This window comes from Filimonas effusa, from assembly GCF_004118675.1.
In the GTDB taxonomy this organism is placed as follows: domain Bacteria; phylum Bacteroidota; class Bacteroidia; order Chitinophagales; family Chitinophagaceae; genus Filimonas; species Filimonas effusa.
On sequence record NZ_SDHZ01000002.1, the window covers coordinates 454,999 to 473,784 of the forward strand.

The 18,786-nt window shown below is 45.6% G+C and carries 15 protein-coding genes; 7 read left to right on the forward strand and 8 right to left on the reverse strand.

Annotation, left to right across the window (positions count from 1 at the left end; translation table 11 throughout):
• From ESB13_RS13180 to rhaT, 3 genes are all read right to left on the reverse strand, one after another.
• Complete coding sequence (locus ESB13_RS13180) at positions 1-1,278, reverse strand: TIM barrel protein (protein WP_129004009.1); 1,278 nt, start codon at positions 1,276-1,278, stop codon at positions 1-3.
• Positions 1,279-1,409: 131 nt separating this feature from the next.
• A complete protein-coding gene (locus ESB13_RS13185) occupies positions 1,410-3,530 on the reverse strand; it encodes a bifunctional aldolase/short-chain dehydrogenase (protein ID WP_129004010.1) in 2,121 nt (706 codons plus the stop codon).
• A gap of 35 nt (positions 3,531-3,565) precedes the next feature.
• Positions 3,566-4,663: an L-rhamnose/proton symporter RhaT gene (rhaT, locus tag ESB13_RS13190; protein ID WP_129004012.1), complete on the reverse strand. Its 1,098-nt coding sequence runs from the start codon at positions 4,661-4,663 to the stop codon at positions 3,566-3,568.
• A 139-nt stretch (positions 4,664-4,802) separates the two neighbouring features.
• On the opposite strand from rhaT, the gene ESB13_RS13195 reads away from it, so the two are divergent.
• The gene (locus ESB13_RS13195; protein WP_129004014.1) at positions 4,803-5,834 is read left to right on the forward strand and encodes a GntR family transcriptional regulator; all 1,032 of its coding nucleotides are present in this window, start codon (positions 4,803-4,805) and stop codon (positions 5,832-5,834) included.
• A 66-nt stretch (positions 5,835-5,900) separates the two neighbouring features.
• Here ESB13_RS13195 and ESB13_RS13200 read toward each other — a convergent pair whose 3' ends face one another.
• On the reverse strand, positions 5,901-6,224 hold the full coding sequence (locus ESB13_RS13200) for a hypothetical protein (RefSeq protein WP_129004016.1): 324 nt from the start codon (positions 6,222-6,224) through the stop codon (positions 5,901-5,903).
• A 426-nt stretch (positions 6,225-6,650) separates the two neighbouring features.
• On the opposite strand from ESB13_RS13200, the gene ESB13_RS13205 reads away from it, so the two are divergent.
• The gene (locus tag ESB13_RS13205; protein ID WP_129004018.1) at positions 6,651-7,706 is read left to right on the forward strand and encodes a saccharopine dehydrogenase family protein; all 1,056 of its coding nucleotides are present in this window, start codon (positions 6,651-6,653) and stop codon (positions 7,704-7,706) included.
• Between the two features lie 7 nt (positions 7,707-7,713).
• Here the strand turns inward: ESB13_RS13205 and ESB13_RS13210 are convergent, their stop codons facing one another.
• Positions 7,714-8,037: a hypothetical protein gene (locus ESB13_RS13210; RefSeq protein ID WP_129004020.1), complete on the reverse strand. Its 324-nt coding sequence runs from the start codon at positions 8,035-8,037 to the stop codon at positions 7,714-7,716.
• 864 nt (positions 8,038-8,901) lie between these two features.
• Here ESB13_RS13210 and ESB13_RS13215 point away from each other — a divergent pair.
• Positions 8,902-9,351, forward strand: coding sequence for a MauE/DoxX family redox-associated membrane protein (locus tag ESB13_RS13215; RefSeq protein ID WP_129004021.1), 450 nt, complete (start codon positions 8,902-8,904; stop codon positions 9,349-9,351).
• Between the two features lie 36 nt (positions 9,352-9,387).
• The gene (locus ESB13_RS13220; RefSeq protein WP_129004024.1) at positions 9,388-9,759 is read left to right on the forward strand and encodes a hypothetical protein; all 372 of its coding nucleotides are present in this window, start codon (positions 9,388-9,390) and stop codon (positions 9,757-9,759) included.
• A 70-nt stretch (positions 9,760-9,829) separates the two neighbouring features.
• On the opposite strand, the gene ESB13_RS13225 is transcribed toward ESB13_RS13220, so the two are convergent.
• Positions 9,830-11,194, reverse strand: coding sequence for a RagB/SusD family nutrient uptake outer membrane protein (locus tag ESB13_RS13225; protein ID WP_129004026.1), 1,365 nt, complete (start codon positions 11,192-11,194; stop codon positions 9,830-9,832).
• Between the two features lie 10 nt (positions 11,195-11,204).
• Positions 11,205-14,693, reverse strand: coding sequence for a SusC/RagA family TonB-linked outer membrane protein (locus ESB13_RS13230; protein WP_129004028.1), 3,489 nt, complete (start codon positions 14,691-14,693; stop codon positions 11,205-11,207).
• A gap of 533 nt (positions 14,694-15,226) precedes the next feature.
• Between ESB13_RS13230 and ESB13_RS13235 the strand changes: the two genes are divergently transcribed.
• From ESB13_RS13235 to ESB13_RS13245, 3 genes are read left to right on the forward strand one after another with little or no spacing between them, the layout of a single operon-like run.
• Positions 15,227-15,751 (forward strand): RNA polymerase sigma factor, encoded by a 525-nt coding sequence (locus ESB13_RS13235; RefSeq protein WP_164974198.1) that lies wholly within the window; start codon positions 15,227-15,229, stop codon positions 15,749-15,751.
• Between the two features lie 10 nt (positions 15,752-15,761).
• The gene (locus tag ESB13_RS13240) at positions 15,762-16,910 is read left to right on the forward strand and encodes a FecR family protein (RefSeq protein WP_129004032.1); all 1,149 of its coding nucleotides are present in this window, start codon (positions 15,762-15,764) and stop codon (positions 16,908-16,910) included.
• 55 nt (positions 16,911-16,965) lie between these two features.
• Complete coding sequence (locus tag ESB13_RS13245; RefSeq protein WP_129004034.1) at positions 16,966-17,616, forward strand: alpha/beta fold hydrolase; 651 nt, start codon at positions 16,966-16,968, stop codon at positions 17,614-17,616.
• A gap of 122 nt (positions 17,617-17,738) precedes the next feature.
• On the opposite strand, the gene ESB13_RS13250 is transcribed toward ESB13_RS13245, so the two are convergent.
• Positions 17,739-18,614, reverse strand: coding sequence for a hypothetical protein (locus tag ESB13_RS13250; RefSeq protein ID WP_129004036.1), 876 nt, complete (start codon positions 18,612-18,614; stop codon positions 17,739-17,741).
• Positions 18,615-18,786 lie beyond the last annotated feature (172 nt).

The following is an 18,786-nucleotide window of genomic DNA, read 5'->3' on the forward strand; positions in this document are numbered from 1 at the left end:
TTATAATCCTGTAGCAACTGTATTTTCCCCTCTTTCCTTTACCAGCGCACCTCTTACATCGAGAGAACGGTAAAGCTGAAGAGGATCTAAAGCGCCACCCGCACGTAAACGCGCTTCAGCAACCAGCGGCCGCACATCCGTACGGTAAGCCTGCTGCAATATCTCCTGCGCCTTCACTACGTCATTCGATGCCTGCGCTGCCTTCAGCCCGCTCTCATCAACAAGTAATGCCTGCGCATAAGCGATCATGATAGCCTCTACACTTTGCAACAGATCTTCCAGCGGATCCTTCACATTATGAGAAGCATCGATCATCCATCCCAGGTCCGAAGCATGATTCATATTACGCGCATCCATACCCTCCACCAGCTCTTTAAATATAAGAAATAACTGGTAAGGATTAATGCTGCCTACAGTAAGATCATCATCACCATACTTCGAATCATTGAAATGAAAACCAGCCAGCTTTCCTTCCATCAGCAACAGCGAAACGATCTGCTCGATATTCGCATTGGGAAGATGGTGACCCAGGTCTACCAATGTATAAGCCTTAGGCCCTAACTTATTGGCATACAACAACGACTGCCCCCAGTCGCCAACAGTGGTAGAATAGAAATTAGGCTCAAAAGCTTTGTATTCCACAAACAGTTTCCAGTTGTCCGGAAGCGCATCATAAACCTCCTGCAAACTTTCAAGTGTATGCTGGAAAGCACCGCGGAAATTCAGCTGCCCCGGAAAACAGGAACCATCAGCCAGCCATACAGTCAGCGATTCAGATCCCAGCTCTTTGCCATACTTGATCACCTCTATGTTATGTTCAACAGCCTGCTTGCGAACAGCCTTGTCTACATGCTGCATAGAGCCAAACTTATAACTATGTTGCTGGTCTTTCTGATCCTGGAATGTATTCGAATTCATGGCATCAAACCTAAGACCATGCTGCGCAGCCAGCTCCTTGATAGCCTTTGCATTCCCCGGAATATCCCAGGGAATATGCAGCGAAATAGCGCCGCTGCTGCGGTTTAAAGCATGCAGCAACCCAACATCTTCAATCTTCTCTTCCAGGCTGCGGGGTTCACCGCCTCTTCCCGGAAAACGACCGAAACGCGTCCCCCCGGTTCCTAATGCCCAGCTGGGAATAGCAACCTGGAAATCAGAAAGCTTCTTGATCACCGCATCTATGTTGTTCACCTCAGCAGCAATAAAATCAAACCGCTTCCTATGCCCGCTATACAGGCTATCGTTCAACGTGTCTATTTTGTTTTTTTCCAAAAGCATAAGCAATACATTTTAAAAATGAACACTGGGCAACCCCGCCCCACAATCCTGCCAGCAACCATCCCTCTCCTCTTATACATTCACCTCCCGGCCGTCCGCCTCCCATCAATCATCTTTCAGTCATCCGTCATCTATCGCGTAAACGCCATCGCAACCCCACCGTCAACATTCAGAATGTTACCGGTCGACTTGTTAAGCAACCCGCCAACAAATGCAAAACACGCATTGGCGATATCATCAGGTAAGATAGCCTCATTCAGCAATGTTCTTTTTGCATAATAAGCAGGCAGTTCTTCAACTGTAATACCATACGCCTTCGCACGGCCTTCGGCCCAGCCACCTGCCCATATATTCGAATCGGCAATAACAGCATCGGGATTCACCGTATTCACACGGATATGATCACCGCCAAGCTCGGCCGCCAGCAGTCGCGTAAGATGCGCCTGCGCCGCCTTCGCAGAACCATAACCAGCATTGTTAGGCCCCGCAACAACAGAGTTTTTGGAAACGATATTAATGATATCGCCACCCAGCGCCTGCTTACGTAATACTTCTACACCAGCCTGCGACACCAGGTACTGGCCCTTCACCAATATGTCATATAACTTATCCCAATCACCTTCAGTATGGTCTGCCAAAGGTTTTGATATACTGATACCCGCATTGTTCACGATAATATCAACACCACCAAATGCCAGGGCCGCTTCCTTAAAAGCCTTACGGATAGAACCGGCATCCGTCACATCAAGGATCGCAGCAGCAGCGGCATCTTTACCGAACTTCTTCTTAAACGCTTCTGTAGCGCCGGCTAAACGCTCTTCATTGATATCATTGATCACCACAACAGCGCCTTCCTCGGCAAACTTCTTCGCAATAGCCTTACCTATACCACCGGCACTGCCCGTTACCAATGCAATTTTGCCGCTTAAAGCTTTAGGCTTCGGCATACGCTGAAGCTTCGCCTCCTCAAGTAGCCAGTACTCAATGTCAAACGCCTCCTGCCTCGGCAATGAAGTGTATTCAGAGATAGCCTCAGCGCCCCTCATCACATTAATGGCATTGATATAGAACTCCGCAGCAACACGCGCAGTTTGCTTGTCCTTTGAAAAAGTGAACATCCCTACACCCGGGTACAATATCACCACCGGATTCGCATCACGGATAGCAGGACTGTTCGCATGCTTGCACGTATTGTAATACTCCTCGTACATCTTGCGGTAAGCCTCGAACAAAGGAGCGATCTTCTCTTTAATAGCAGTAACATCCGATAAGTCTTCCTGCGGCGCCAGGTTCAACACCAATGGACTTATCTTGGTACGCAGGAAGTGGTCAGGACAACTGGTACCCAATGGAGCCAGCCTGTCCAGGTCATTCGAATTGATAAACTGAAGCACACGGTCATCATCGGTAAAATGCCCGATCATGCTTTGCTTGCTGGAACAGAAACCGCGTAATACAGGAGCCAGCAAAGCAGCCTGGCTCAGCCTTTCCTCCTTAGGTAACGACTGCAGCTTCTCACCGCCAAACACAGGCTTCGATTTACCGATATGTTCTTCAAGATATTCAGCACAACGCTCAATCACCTCCAGCGTATTAACATAGCTCTCATAGGCCGTATCACCCCAGGTGAACAAACCATGCGAACCAAGCATGATACCACGGATGCCTGGGTTCTCATCAAGACATTGTTTCAGCTGCAGGCCCAGCTCAAAACCCGGCTTCTTCCACTCTACCCAGCCAATAGTACCACCAAACAGCTCCTGGGTGATCTTCTTGCCATCCTTCGCAGCAGCAATAGCAATAGCCGCATCAGGATGCAGGTGATCTATATGTTTGAAAGGCAGAAAACCATGCAATGGCGTATCTATAGAAGGCGCCTTCGATGCCAGATCATAAATGCAATGGTTGAACAGCTCCACCATTTCATCTTCAAATTCAACACCACGATAAATATTCTTCAAACTGCGCAGCCTGTCAACATATAAAGCCGCAAGCCCGCTTTTGGTTAAAGTACCGATATCACCACCGGAACCCTTTACCCACATCACCTCCACTTCATTTCCGGTTAAAGGATCCTTCGCCATGGCTTTGCACGACGTATTCCCACCACCATAGTTGGTCAGCCGCAGGTCTGCACCAAGCAGGTTCGAACGATAGATCAGCAATGCTACCTCATCCCCTTCCATGGCAGCAGCCTTGCTTTCGTCCCACAAATAACTCACATGTTTAAATTGCTTCGTCGTAGTAGACATACCTCTGTTTTTAATTCAAAAGTTATTGATAAAGATTAGTGTACACTTTGTTGAACAGGCTCGGCGCCAGCCTGCTTGCTCTTCTCCGAATTACCATACCCCACCAGCAGAATAGAAGCCATGATCACCACAATACCAGCTATAACAGTAGCATACGTTTTCCGGCTTACACCCTTCCACTCCTTTAATACCAGACCCCACACATTCGCGATCAAAATAATAAAAGCCATATGCAGTATCCATGAACTCGCTCCGTTACCCAGCTTACTTTCCCCCATACCATAAAAAAAGAATTGCAGGAACCACGTCGTCCCCGCCAATGCGCATAAAACATAATTGAGTAATAACGGCGTCTTCTTGTTGGTATAATTACCAAACGTCCGGTTCCGGAAATTCAGGATCATACACCATATGAAATTAGTGGTCAGCCCACCCCATAACAGCACTACATAAATAACATTGTTCTGGAACAACGGGTTGCTGCCACGCGCTACAGCCAGCTCTGCCATTGGCTTCCCGGCCTCGATGCCAAAATTGAAACAGGCACTGAGTATCCCCGATACAATAGCAACAAACAACCCCTTCCCGATACGAAAATCATGGCTCCCCGCAGGCAACCCTTTACTCGAAAGATCCTTGTCCTTCAGCATCCCCGCCTTACCGCATATAACAATGCCAATGATACAAACAACAATACCCGCCAGTATCAGCCTGCCCCAGTGATTACTGGCAATAATGCTCATGCTGTCCTTCCCCGCCTCAGGATAAATATCATAATAAACAGAAGGAATAAGCGATCCGAAAACAGAACACAATCCCAGGATAACACAGCTGCCAAGAGCTATCCCCAGGTAACGCACACCTAACCCATAAGTTAAGCCGCCTATCCCCCAAAGCACTCCCATAAAAAATGTCCACGTAAGCGTTGAAGTACTGGTGTCCGCAATGATCTCAGCAAAACCCGGAACCGTTAACCAGGCCGCCAGTGGAGGTACAATAAGCCAGGAAAAAAGCCCACCCACGATCCAGTAACTCTCCCAGGCCCATTTTTTAACTTTATTGTAAGGAATATAAAAACTACCCGAGGCAAAGCCTCCAATGAAATGAAAAATAACCCCTAATAGCACGCCCATAGTTCGTTCTAAGTTTTTCGTTATGGCAATATGATCTTCACTAAAGATAAAAATTCGGTAAACCGGGCCGTCATGTACTGTCATGCTCTACACCCTATCTTTGCAATATTTAACATAATTGCATAGGTTTGGAGGAACGATGAAGAAGCCTGCTATATTTCAGCACCTGTCAATTGATTATTACGCTGCTACTCCCAAGTACCTGCAGCTCGTTCACGGCATCATGAAAGCCACAGGCGAAGGCGTGCTCAAAGAAAACGACCTCCTGCCCTCTATCAACGAATTAAGCTTCGAATTCGAAATCTCCCGCGACACAGCCGAAAAAGCATACAAATACCTCAAAAAACTAGGCATCCTCGGCTCCGTCCCCGGAAAAGGATACTTCATCAAAACAACAGACCTCCATCAGCCCCTGAAGGTCTTTTTGCTCTTTAATAAACTAAGCGCACATAAGAAAATAGTCTACGACGCATTTACCAGCACCCTGGGCGATCTCGCTGCTATCGACTTCTATGTATACCATAACGACTTCTCCCTCTTCAGGAAGTTCCTGAGTAACAGCAAAAACGATTACACGCATTACGTCATCATCCCACACTTCCTCGAAGGAGGCGAAAATGCACACGCAATCATCAATACCATCCCAAAGGAAAAACTCATCCTGCTCGATAAACTCGTACCAGGTGTAGAAGGCGATTATGCCGCTGTTTATGAAGATTTCGGTAAAGACATTTACCGCGCGCTCGAAGAAGCAAACGACCTCCTAAGCAAATACCATACTCTCAAAATAGTATTCCCCGAATACACTTATTTCCCAAAGGAGATCCTCGAAGGCTTCTTCCGTTTCTGCGGCCAATACGCCTTCAACCATAAGGTAGTACACGACATCATTACCGAACCTATAGCTCCAGGCGAGGTCTATATTAACCTTATGGAAAACGACCTCGTTATCCTCATCGAACGCATACTGGCAACACAATTGAAAGTAGGCCACGAAGTAGGTGTAATATCCTACAACGAAACCCCGCTGAAGAAGATCATCTTAAATGGTATTACCACCATCTCTACCGACTTTCAGCAAATGGGAGAAAAGGCGGCTCAGATAGTATTGTCAAGAAGCCAGGAACACATAGCCCTGCCCTTTTATCTGAACCGAAGGGCATCACTCTAGAAATGATAGGCGTTGCCATAAAGCAATGCATGGCTCTTAAACGATACATCCTGCAAAATGAAACACCTACGCTTTCCGCTCCGAAAACTTAGGCAACACAACCAGCCTTACAATAGTATGAGCCAGCAGCGATAATACCGCTACAGCCGCAAGTATCAGCAACCGCTTTAATGGAGTGTCAAAAACATCCGCAACAACGGAGATCTGCTTACCGGCAAACAATGTCGCCATCAAAAAAAGCAACACCCCAAATATCCAGAGCGTAGCGTGCGACCAGAAATACTTCGTCTTATGAAATCCCTTATCACCAAAGGAGGTGAACAGAAGTACAACATGGGCAATGAAAAATAATAAGGCAGTAATTCCCATAACGGCAAACAAAATAGTCATAGCATTTTTTTTAGCTGTTAGCGTCCTGCTTAAAATTAGAAAAATTCATACGTATTTTGAATGTTCCTTCAAAAACTTTATATTCGTATCATCCTATCCTGATTTCAATATCCCAACCATTTAGTAGATTTTTTAAAACATACAAGCTAAACGCTTTATAGTTCAGCGCGTTAAGCATGTACGTTATATATAAAGCATTCTTACTGCCAATTTATTCCTATTGAAAACTACCTAAGCCGTAAGGTCAGGTATGTAACGAACGCTGGCAGGCTAAGGGTTTCACTTGTTGAGCATAAAGGCAGGACGATGCTGAACGTCCTTGCTATTTATGCCTGGTCGATGATTAGCTCCTGTGTCCACAGGAGCTTTTGTCTTTACACCATATAACCTCCATCCATCATCAACACCAACTCCCTATCTTCGCTTATGCAGCAATACAGCTTTTTACTCTATGGAGCCAATGGCTATACAGGCGAACTCATTGCACGGCAGGCCGCAAACTTAGGCCTGAAACCACTCCTGGCAGGCAGAAACAAAACCGCTGTCACCCGGTTGGCCGACGAACTAAATATGCCATACCGTATCTTCGGCTTAAACGATACAAAAGCCCTCCACGCAGCACTTGCCGAAACAACTCTTGTAATACATGCTGCCGGACCATATCATATTACAGCATTACCCATGGTAAAAGCCTGCATCGAAACAGGCACCCATTATATCGATCTCAACGGCGACATCAGCGTGTTTGAACTAATCCGGTCTTTCCACGATAATGCATTGCAAAAAGACATCATGCTTTTACCAGGCGCCGGATTCGATGTGGTGCCTACCGACTGCCTCGCCATGTCCCTGAAGAAAAAACTCCCCGACGCCACTTACCTGCAAATAGCATTTACCATCACAGGCAGCAGCTTATCACGCGGCACCGCAATAAGCACCTTGCACCAGCTCGGAAAACCGGGAGCCCGCCGCTTTAATGGCCTGCTACAGCACGAACCCGTTGGTAAAAGAAGGTTCAACTTTACCTTCCCGGGCTTCAGTAAACCCTTTTTCACCATGAGCATCCCCTGGGGCGATCTAAGTACCGCCTACTATTCAACAGGTATCCCAAACATCGAAACCTATACCGGCATCAGCAAGATTGCCTGGTATTTCCTGAAAGCACAAAAAGCCTTCAACTGGCTGCTCCGCAGCAACCTTGCCCACAAACTGATCCTCGGAATAATAAAACAATTGCCCGCTGGCCCAGGCACACAAACACGGCAAAAAGGAGCCAGCCTCATCTACGCCAGGGTCGAAAATATAAAAGGAGAAACAGTAAACGCCCGTCTCCGCTGTTCCGAAGCCTATGCATTTACAACCGATGCCGCTTTACTGATAGCAGAAAAAATAACCGCCAGCAATTATAAACCCGGGTATCAGACACCCGCAAGCGCATATGGAGTAGAATTGTTGGATTCCTTGCCAGCCCAATATTTATAATCCGCCATCACTTGCCAACACCATCGGCGATATAAGGAATACCTGCAACGCCTGCCTTCTTTGGTTTGGCCAGATCTATCATATCTGTAATGAACTTGAGAATAATATGATAATCAACCTCTATCAGCTCGCCAAACACAATCATTTCATCGATTTTAAACAAACGCGGTGATTTCACTTTCTTCTTGAAAGTAGCAAGATGTAACCCCAGATCACGGGCAAGGGTAGACATAGCGTAAAAGGCGAAGACCTGGTCGAACGATTTAATTCTTCCCGCCTCAAATTCCGCCTTTAGATATTGGATTTTATTATTAAGTATTCTGGGGGGCACGCGTCGTTGGGGTTATTATTTTAATTAAATTAGTTTTTTACAAAAACTGGGTAACTGATTCCTCTATTTTATACGACAAAACAGTAAAAACGTATTTAAAAAGCGCATTTTTTGACTGTTTTTTATATCTTTAGCACATAACATCGGACTAATTCAACAGTCTCCACAACAACGTAACTATTCGCGCGGGTGGGTAACCACACTGTACGATTTTTAATAAAACGGGGATTCTTCCTGTATCTACAGGGAGGATATTTTTTTCAATCGTACCCGCTGATGCTGGTGAGAACGGATTATAAAACCCAGATAACGAAGATGATGCCAGCAGGCTGCCGCACCATCACTTTAACGCTACTATTAACTTTTACAGAGGAACCGTTTCCCCAATTTACCAGGCAACTAGTAAAAAAATGGCGGAAAAGCGCATTTATTGACTGTTTTTTTTATCTTTAAGACACAACACCTGGCTATTGAACAGTCTCCTCCTTAATAGTAACAATTGATCAGCCTGTTAAACAACCGGTTGACCAATCTCCAAATAATCGGGAGTGCATCTGTAAGGATGATATCTTTATATACTGGTCATACTCGGGCGCTTGCGCAAACAGCTTCATCATATTCAAAAGAATACAATGTAAGCCCAATTTGCATTTTGGTTTGTTCTTTGCGGACTTAAAGAAATATATAAACTGGATGGATATATTAGCAGGAGATTAAAGAACCTTAGAATGTTGTTAAACTAGCCTTAAGAGTAAATGAACAGGCCAGACTAACCCTTTTTAGTAAAAGCGGTTTATTTATCTTTGAGCGTTTCTGGATTGTGTTGTTCCCTGCACAAAATGCCAGTACTAATTTAAAAATCGCATGAAAGCTGCATTTATTGAAGTAACCCGCTTTTTGTTGATTTTACTGTTTGTCTACACAGCCTCCAGTAAGATCCAAACCTTTCATTCCTTCCAGATCCTTCTTACCAAATCTCCTTTAATAGGAAGAACATTTGCGCTCCCCGTAGCCATTTTCATTCCTGCCATAGAAATTATTGCCACTCTCTTATTGGTCTTCCCCAAAACCACTTTGAAGGGCTTTTACCTGTCAACCGCCTTAATGGCGTTGTTCACGCTTTATGTTTCCTATATGGTGCTCTTCGCCCCTAAACTGCCATGTTTATGCGGAGGCGTGATAGAAGCAATGAGCTGGAAACAGCACATCATATTCAATGCAGTATTTACAGTAATGAGTTTCACTTGTTGTATATTATATAAAAGTTTGCCAACAAAAAAACAAACAGGTATATTAGCCGCCCAGCCTGTCTAAAACAACCGGGCGTCTCCACCGTTAAAAGTTTAAACTATGACAAAAATTTTGATTGGCTTCTTAGCCATCGTGTTGGGAGTAGCAGGCAGCACCCTCATCGCATCTCCTAAAAAGAACCAAATGGCCGGCGCCACTGGCGGGTATGTTTATGTAAAAAATGCTGGCCCCGGTTACAGACAGATAAACACCAGTGATTACAACGGATATAACTGCAACACAACAGAATATGGCGGCAGTGTATGCGGTTACTACGTTACGGAATATGGAGCAGGTATCGTAACCGCAGCTACATATACCGATGCTGAAGTAGCTGAATTCGCATCCGGCTATTCCGCTAAACTTAGAGCAATTCAAACCGTAGCAATGGAACCCTACAGAGGTACCTATGAAGAGTTTATTTTCGAATAGCTCTTCTCTTCAAACGAATCAAAATACTACTATGGCAAAAGAGGCTGTGTCGTACGATACAGCCTCTTTTTTATCGCTCATTCTGAGCAATCCCGCTCAGCGCAATTTCATCCGCAGGAATATTAAAAACATAACGGGGACTATTCGGAGCCAGCGTATAAGTTGTGCCATCAACAACCCGCTTTAACGTGATCTCTGCCCCTTCCTTATTTAAACGCGCAAGATCATCCCACCGCAGCCCACGCCATACCAACTCCTTCCTCCTTTCAGCCAGCGTCAGCAAAAGAGCAGCGCTACCCCCGGAAGCAGTGAGCGGCGTAAATGTGTTCTGCCTGTATCGCTTTACCAGCAGTTGATTCAGGTAACTAAGGCAAACATCTACAGCCTCCCTGCGCGCAGCACATTCCGCCTTGATTAAATAAACCTCATCAGTAGCAATACCAGTAAAAGGATAAAAAGTCGAAGGCCCGTAATACCCCCTCTTTAAAATAGCATACTGCCCCGTTTTCCCATAATATACCGATCCCCGTATATCATTAGTATTATACATCTTTAACAATACCGTATCTATCGATATAAAAGTATTCGTCAGCACCTTGTCTGCCGAATAAGCCAAAACAGCAGTTGTGGCAAATAAGGTCTCATCATTGTTCATCACAAATGGCTGCGCCGAACTCGTACTAACCCCATTATAATCTATAAGCTTGTTATAACGGCTCAAACAGCTGTCAGCATACCGCTCCGCCATCGTATAATCCTGCATGGTCAAACCAATCCTCGCCAGTAAAGCATCCGTAGCCATAACCGACGGCTGATTACGGTTAGCCGGTAAGGTCGTTGGCAATAAAGTGCGCGCTTCCAGCAGATCCTTTAGTATCTGGTCATAAACAGCCTGCACCGAAGCCCTGGGCTGAATATCATCGATCGCAGCCTTCAACTTTATAGGAATGCCCGGATCTGTCGACGCAGTGTTCTTATCATATATCTTCGCAAAACATTTTACAAGATTATACATATTGTGAGCCCTTAAAAACAAGGCCCACCCTCTCAACACTTTCCCCGCAGGTGTAGAAGCACTATCCATCTTCTCCATCGCTTCCATCGCATTGTTGGCATAAAATATCCCTATATACGGATATTGCCAGTCTTGACGTACTGTCTCACCAGCAAAAACATCCTTCTCCCATAAATAACTATTACGTTCTGTCCCCGTAACCTGGAGCAGGTTTGCATAACTGCGATAATAATATTCGTCAGCCGACAATATAGGCAAAGCAGGTGTTACCCCATGCGTTTCTATTTCCAGCATGGCCCTGACATCACTGAGCGAAGCAGGTTCCACAATATCCGATCTGGGCTTTTTATCCAGGAACTTCGAACAGCCACTGCCTGCCAGAACCACCACCAATAGTATCAGGTATTTTTGCAATTGCATAATCCCTTTTTTAAAATTCGGCTTTAAAACCTAAGGAATATGTTTTAGGAATAGGAACCGTTAATGCTTCCGGATCCAATCCCTTATCATTCGCTCGCCATATAACACCCAGGTTGTTGACATAAACATTCACACTTATATTCTTCATCCCCCATTTCGTCGTTTTCGCCCTGCTTCCTAATGCCCACGATAGCTGAATATCCTGCCACCTTATATGATCTCCTTTTTCTACCAGCACTTCCGAATTGGAATAAAAAGCAGTCTCCGATTGACTTGCACCCGTTGTATAAGCAGGCATGCCAGGTACCGTAGTTGTCAGCTCATCACCCCGCTTCTGCCATCGGTTGCCAAAATCAGCCATATGATATTCACCTCCGTAAAAACTATACAACGCATAGTAATTCACAGAAGGCCTCTTGAAATAATAATCCAGCTTATAAATGATATTAAAAGAAAGCGACAGGTTGTGATAACTGATCGTATTCCTCATACTTCCAAATACACGAGGCACCATGGTTCCATGAAACCTTAGATCACTTCTGTCAAGAGAACCCGTAATACTTGTATAAACCGTGCTTTGCTTACCATTCGCATAACCAATAGGTCTGCCGGCAGTATCAAGCCCCGCAAACCGGTACGAAAACACAGAACGCACAGGGTAGCCCGGTAACGGATCTATATCGTAATCGCCGCTTACAATAACACTATTGGCACCCGTCTGCGGGTATTTATACTCCTTCACCGTTTCCCTGTTATAATTGAACAGCACATTCGTCTCCCATCGGATCATACCTTTCGTATTGATAGTATTCAACTGAATGTCAACGCCACTGCCATTGATATTCGCCGAATTGCCTTTGAAAGCCGAAACACCCGTCTGCTGCGCAACAGGCATCCTGCCGATAAGATCAAGTCCATTCTTCCGGTAAAACTCTATCGTTCCCGATATCCGGTTATTCCGGCTCGAAAAATCAATCAGGAAATTAATGTTCCGTACCCTTTCCCACGATAAAGAAGGATTCGGAGGACTAAAAATCGAATAGGTCGGATTACCATAAATGCTGTTAAGCACTGTATTGGTATTTATCGTCAGGTAAGCTGAAAGAGAGTTGTCTATATTCCCGTTATAACCATATGAAGCCGAAAGCTTGAGATAAGGTAGCCAGCCTGCCTTGTAAAAAGCTGACTTGCTTACAATCCACCCCGCTCCGGCACTCCATAAAGGCACACCCCGTTTGTTGGCGGAGGCCCCGAATAAATTCGATTCATCACGCCTTAAACTGCCCGTCACTAAATATTTACTGTCATAAACATAAGAGAAGTTGCCATAAACCGACCTGTTACGATCCGCCCGCCATGACCCTGGAGCTAAAGTATTGAAGATCTTCGCCGTCTGAAGTGGATTAAAATAATAGGGAAAGAAAGTATTGAAATCCACCGGCACACTGGCGCCAGTAGCAGGATCATAGCCATTGTAAAGCTCCCTGCTGATTACCCGGTCCTGGCTTCTTACCTCGTAACCGGCAATCGCATTAACAGCATGCTTCTTAAATAATACCTTCTCATAATTTGCCTGAAAACGCCCAAAATGAGAATGCAGATCATTTTCGGTATTGGAAAGTATGGCCCCCTTCGGAAACGGGTAACTGATAACACCCGTACTTCTGTTGATCTGGGTGAACGTATTCACCTGGTACCGGACACTGTAAGAATTGGCATCCGACCACACCCCAACATCCGACACCGCTTTGTTATACTGGTAATTGCCCGAAACCGATAAGCCCGGTAACAACCGGTAGGTCGCCGTGACATTGATACGGCGATCGTTGATTCTTGTTTTAGTACGCCGGTACTCATTTCTCAGCTCATCCAAAGGCCGGTACTGCCAGTCAAGCAAACGCCCGCCACCAGCCGTATCCGTATAACTTTGCTTCAGCCCGGGCAAGGTAGCCGTTCCCGTTACCATCACTGGTAACGCATTTCCCTTTTCATCAGCCAGCCTGGCAAACGGATAAGCAGGATTATACTTGTCCGCCTGCTCATAACTGTTCGAAGCCGTAAAAAACAGGTCAGTACTGATCTGGAGCCTCTTATCCAGCAACGAAAGCGTATAATTCCCTTTTAAAGAAAATCGCTCAAACAGGTTCTTTACATTCGATGGCACATTCCGGTCATAACCGCCCGATACATAATAGGTCTGTGTGCGCGTGCCGCCTCTTACATTTACCTGGTATTGCTGGTTGAAACTCGATTGATAAAAATATTTGTTCAGATCATCACGCACATCATATTGCTTCAGCGCATTGATCCGCTGCGCAGAGTCCGCCGATGATATCAGCCCCCTCGACCTGTCCATCATGATCTGAACAGCAGGATTCACCGCCTGGTAGTCCCTAAAGCCGTCAAATGCCCCGCTTTTATAAAGAAACTGCTGAACATCGATGTATTCCGAAGAAGAAAGCTGTGGAGCATAATAAACATCAGGCTTAACACCATACGTAAAGTTCGAACTGGCGCTTACCTTGGGCTTGGCGCCCAATACGCCCTTTTTACTTTGAATAACAATAACGCCATTACCGGCCCGGGTACCCCAGATGGCCGCCGCCACCGCATCCTTTAATATCGTAACACTTTCTATATCATTGGGATTGATATCGCTTAATTCCCCCTCATAAGGATAATTATCCAATACAATCAACGGCGTCGTATTTCCGAAAATAGTGCTCCGCCCCCTGATCGTAATTCCTACATCACTGCCGCTGTTATTGTCGAAAAGTACACCGCTCGCAACGCCTCTTAACCTGTCCAGGATATTCGTACTGATACTCCTGTTGAGCAGGTTGTTATCCACAACAACATACGAAGCAGCCGACTTTGACCTTTTGATTTGTTGATAACCAGTCGACGCAACAGTTACATCTTCCATCCGCTGCACCAACTCGCGCAACTGGATGCGTAATTTGCCCTCTCCCTTCCATTCCATTTCAACAGGCTGATAACCAACACGATTAATAACAAACGTCGACGGAACCGGTACGCCCGGCATACTAAATACACCGGCTTCATCTGTCGCCAGCGAACGATGTGTCCCCTTCAGCTGTATCGTAGTTCCAGCCAGCCCCTCATTTAATGTATCCGTCACCACACCCTCAATCACACGCGTTTCCACAACAGGAGCTTCAGCAGCCTTCGCCACTACAATACCCTGCGACTTCCGTATAATGATAGCATTGTCATCAGGTGGAATAACAAATTCTAACCCCCTTTCACGCACTAACATCATCATTACATCCTGCAATGGCTTGTTCAGTACATGAATCGCTATCCGCTCCTTATCGTTGATGTAATTATTGCCGTAATTAATATTGTAGCCCGTCTGCTTTTTTATCCGGTTAAAAACCTCTTTTAAAGTGATTTTATTGGCGTCAAGTGTAACCCGTACCCGGGAGGGGATTTTTTGCTGACCGAAAAGTAAACCACTTAACAGCCACGTAATCAATAAAAGGAACGGTTTTTTAACAGCAGCGTTGAGCAAATTTCACAGTATTTCTTATGATAAAACTAGCCAATCCACCTGAAATAAAAAAGCCAACAGGCTTGTAAAAACCTGTTGGCAGGGTATTTTTCTATAGCCATAGGCATATACTGTCCCTCAAATGAGGCACTAAGGTGTTAGTCGAGTATCTTTCATAGGTTCGCTGTCCTGATAATCCGAAGAAAGATTTACTCTGGTTTTCTATCTCATGTATATGTTTTCCTAGTGATTTTCCTGCTTCTGACAAGCCAGGAATAAGTTGTAGCAACGGCTGTTTCTACCATATGACACGCGCCGGAGAAATATCTACATACGGATTTTAAAAAAAATTGTAGCTCCCTCCCCTGATTGTAGAAACTTGCGTACTTTTGTACCGATGAATTCCGGTTTTCTACCCGCTAATTATCAGATTTAATATCCATTAAAAAAACTGCTAACTACGTGTTATTTGAAAAACATTGGATATTATTGTTTATTGTTTAGACCCTATAGCATTGATGACAAACGACGAAATATTGCTGGCGCGTATCGCAAAACATGATCAGGAGGCATTCCGGGAGATCAGGGAGCGTTACCAACCATACATGCGTTTGCAGGCATTTCATATTCTGAAATGTGAACAGCAGGCACAGGATGTGGTTCAGGAATGTTTTATCCATATCTGGGAAAAACCCAGGCAGATCGATAACCTCGGCGCTTACCTGATGACCGCTACCAGGAATAAGTGTAAAAGGGCTCTCGAAAACCGTCAGCGCGAAAAGAAACTGCTGGCCGACTTTGGCCTCACCATGAGCCGGAGTTATTCAACAGACCCCGCCGCTACCGGCGAACTCGGTAGAGAACTTAATCAGGCAGTTTTATCACTGCCGCCACAACAATACAAAGTATTTCTGGCGCACCACATAGAAGGAAAAAGATATAAAGACATCTGCGAAGACCATGGAATGACCGAACATGCCGTTAGAAATTATCTTAATATAGCCTTGAAAAAACTCCGGGAAAAATTAGCCCATCTCACGTAAAGACACCGTTATGGAAGACAAGAAATTATCGCGTCTCTACATACTTATGGCAAACGAACTGTTTGACCGTATCACTCCTTCAGAAAAAAAAGAACTGCAGGAGTTGCTGACTGAAGATCCTGAAGCCATGGAACTTTGGAAAGAGTTTCAGGCGGCATACGCTTCCGACGAAATAAAAGACAAAGTCCAGGAATTTATCCGCCAGGACGATACCGAAGTATTGATGAAAGCAATACGTCACCGCTCAAGACTACGTAAGATCAGCCAGGTCGCAGCTGCTGCTGCCATCGTCGCTGTAGGTGCTTTCGCCCTTAAACAATACTTCTTCCAGCCTTCAGCCCAAACAAATCGCCCTACAATTGTTGCAGGAGCTACCCTTAATAAAGGTAACCTCACCATCCAGCTGCCCTCCGGCAACCAGGTGAACCTGGCATCATTCACGCGATACCAGGAAAAAAATATCCTGCTCCAGAACGATACCGTTAATCACATCCTGAAATATACCAGCCTCGGCGAAAGCGCAGAAGGCGCAACTAATATTTTATCAGTTCCCGCAGGCCAGGAATACCACCTGGTACTGGAAGATGGCACCGAAGTTTTTGTAAACTCAAGCTCCCAGGTTCAGTTCCCGGCGTCCTTCGCAGATAATAGCCGCGAAGTCGCCATCAGTGGTGAAGCATTCCTCAAAGTAGCACAGGATGCTACCAAACCTTTCCAGGTACAACTGCCCAAAGGCACTGTCCAGGTATTAGGCACTTCATTTAACGTGAATACCTACGACTCCGCCTCCTTGAAAGTATCCCTGAAAGATGGCGCAGTAGCATTCCTCAATAATAACCAAAGCACCCGCCTCTCTCCGGGCCAGCAGGTTATACTCGACAGACAAACCGATCAGGTTGCAGTCAAACCTTTCAACGCCAATGAATTAAGTTGGACCGAAGGTAACTATGTACTGGATAACATGCCATTGAGCGAACTCAAAAACCTCCTGCCACGCTGGTACGGCGTAGAAGTGGTTTTCGACAACGATGCCATTAGCAAAGAAGTGCTCACCGTTACACTCAATAAGAAAAAGCCTATTGACCAACTGCTGGGTTATCTGCAAATGGCGTTGAACTGCAACTACCGCTTCGAAAACGGCGTACTGCACCTCCGCTAAGAATTTATTTGGCCATTATCACTTCTGTTTACCTTATTCCGCTACTTTAGCGGCAATGAGAGCATACTTTATTAGTGGGTTAGGCGCCGACAAAAAAGCTTTTCAAAATATAAACCTGCCCCGGCCATTTGAAACAATTCATCTGAACTGGATCGCCCCTCTGGCGGACGAATCCATAGCAAGTTATGCACAACGTCTTGCCGGTCAAATTAATAGATCAGAAAGCTTTATATTGATAGGCCTTTCCTTCGGAGGATTGATAGCTACAGAAATAGCTAAAATCATCCCGCCATATAAACTGGTGCTCATTTCAAGCGCCGCCACCCGCAAAGAATTGCCTTTATCAATGCGGTTTGCAGGTTTGTGTAAACTGGAAAAATTACTGCCCTACAAATCCCTCCGCAAACCAGGCCGCCTGCTGAACTACGCCTTCAGCCCCCTGGATAACAATAGCCGCCAGATCATACATGCTATGATCGCAGCATCTGATCCCAATTTCATAAAATGGGCAATAAAAGCTGTATTACATTGGAATAACAAGAAAAAACCAGCCAACCTGCTGCAGATCCACGGCGACAAAGACAAGATCTTCCCCGGCAAAAATGCAAAGTCAGCCATTATGATGCATGGAGGAGGCCACTTTTGTGTCTATAGCCACGGAGCGGTAATCAGTTCCCTCATTGTAAACAATTGCACTCCCGAATAAACAATTGCACTCCCGAATAAACAACTGCACTCCCAAATAGAACAATTGCACTCCCGGATACAATAACCTTCAAACAAACAATCGTACTCCCTTCATTACAATTACCTTCCCCCAGGCTGATCCTATCCCCGCGGAGCCTTTGCCAGGTAAACCGTCTGCCATACCCTGGTTTGCTTGGCTTTCCGGCCGCCACCACCGCCGCCAATACGGCCCAGTGAACCACTGCCTATCGAAACCCCCATTCCACTGCCGCCAAAGCCGCCCATGCCAAACCCACCGCCGATCGAAATACCACCGCCTCCGCCACCACCGCTGCCGCGTTGACCCGGTTGTGGTAAAAGACCGTCAATATAAAACCCTACAGCAAGATTCCTGTTAGCATAAACACCACTGGTCACCTTGGGATATAAAACTTTCAATGGCACCTTGGCTTCATATACCAGGTCTCCCGCTGCATTGAAATTAAGGTTCACCTCCACCCCCTCTTCACTTACCTGCCCTGCATTATAATTATCGATAGCCGTAGTACTGCTGAAACCAAATAACCGGTACGATTCCAGCCCCGGCAGGCTTGTATTGCTGTTTGCCCCTGCCGCACGGCCCGAAATAGGCGCACCATTCCTTCTCAACCCCTCGGCGCCGGTAGGAAACGAAATACCCGCCGCCCTTTCTTCACTCATCTCCGCATGACTGTTAAACCATACTGTCATACCACCTTTGATAATCTTCTCCTGCGTCTCCTCATCCTTGGTGGTCATTTGCACATATACGTTGTTCGAATCACTCGTGATATTATAAGCGAGCTTTTCCTTTTGCGCATAATAACGCAAAGGTTTTACCCAGTCGCTGTCATTTCCATCAATAACAATAGGCGCCTGCTGCCATTGCGTAGGCTGCAAAGCATCCCCCTGATCCCCCCTGGCAGAACGACATCCCCAGGCAAACAATAAAACAGCTAATGACAAAAAGCCGTATACACCGGTAGTGGATTGTTTCATACCAGCAAATTTAACCAGAATGACCATTCTGATACGCAGGAAAACCCGGATTTAACGAACTCATAGGCAGTGTAACAAAACCTTAATTCTTTCCTTACGGGCAATTAGTAACCATATTGTCCGTATCTTGGCGGCCCATCAAGCTTTATTTTACTGAAAGTGACTTTGTGGC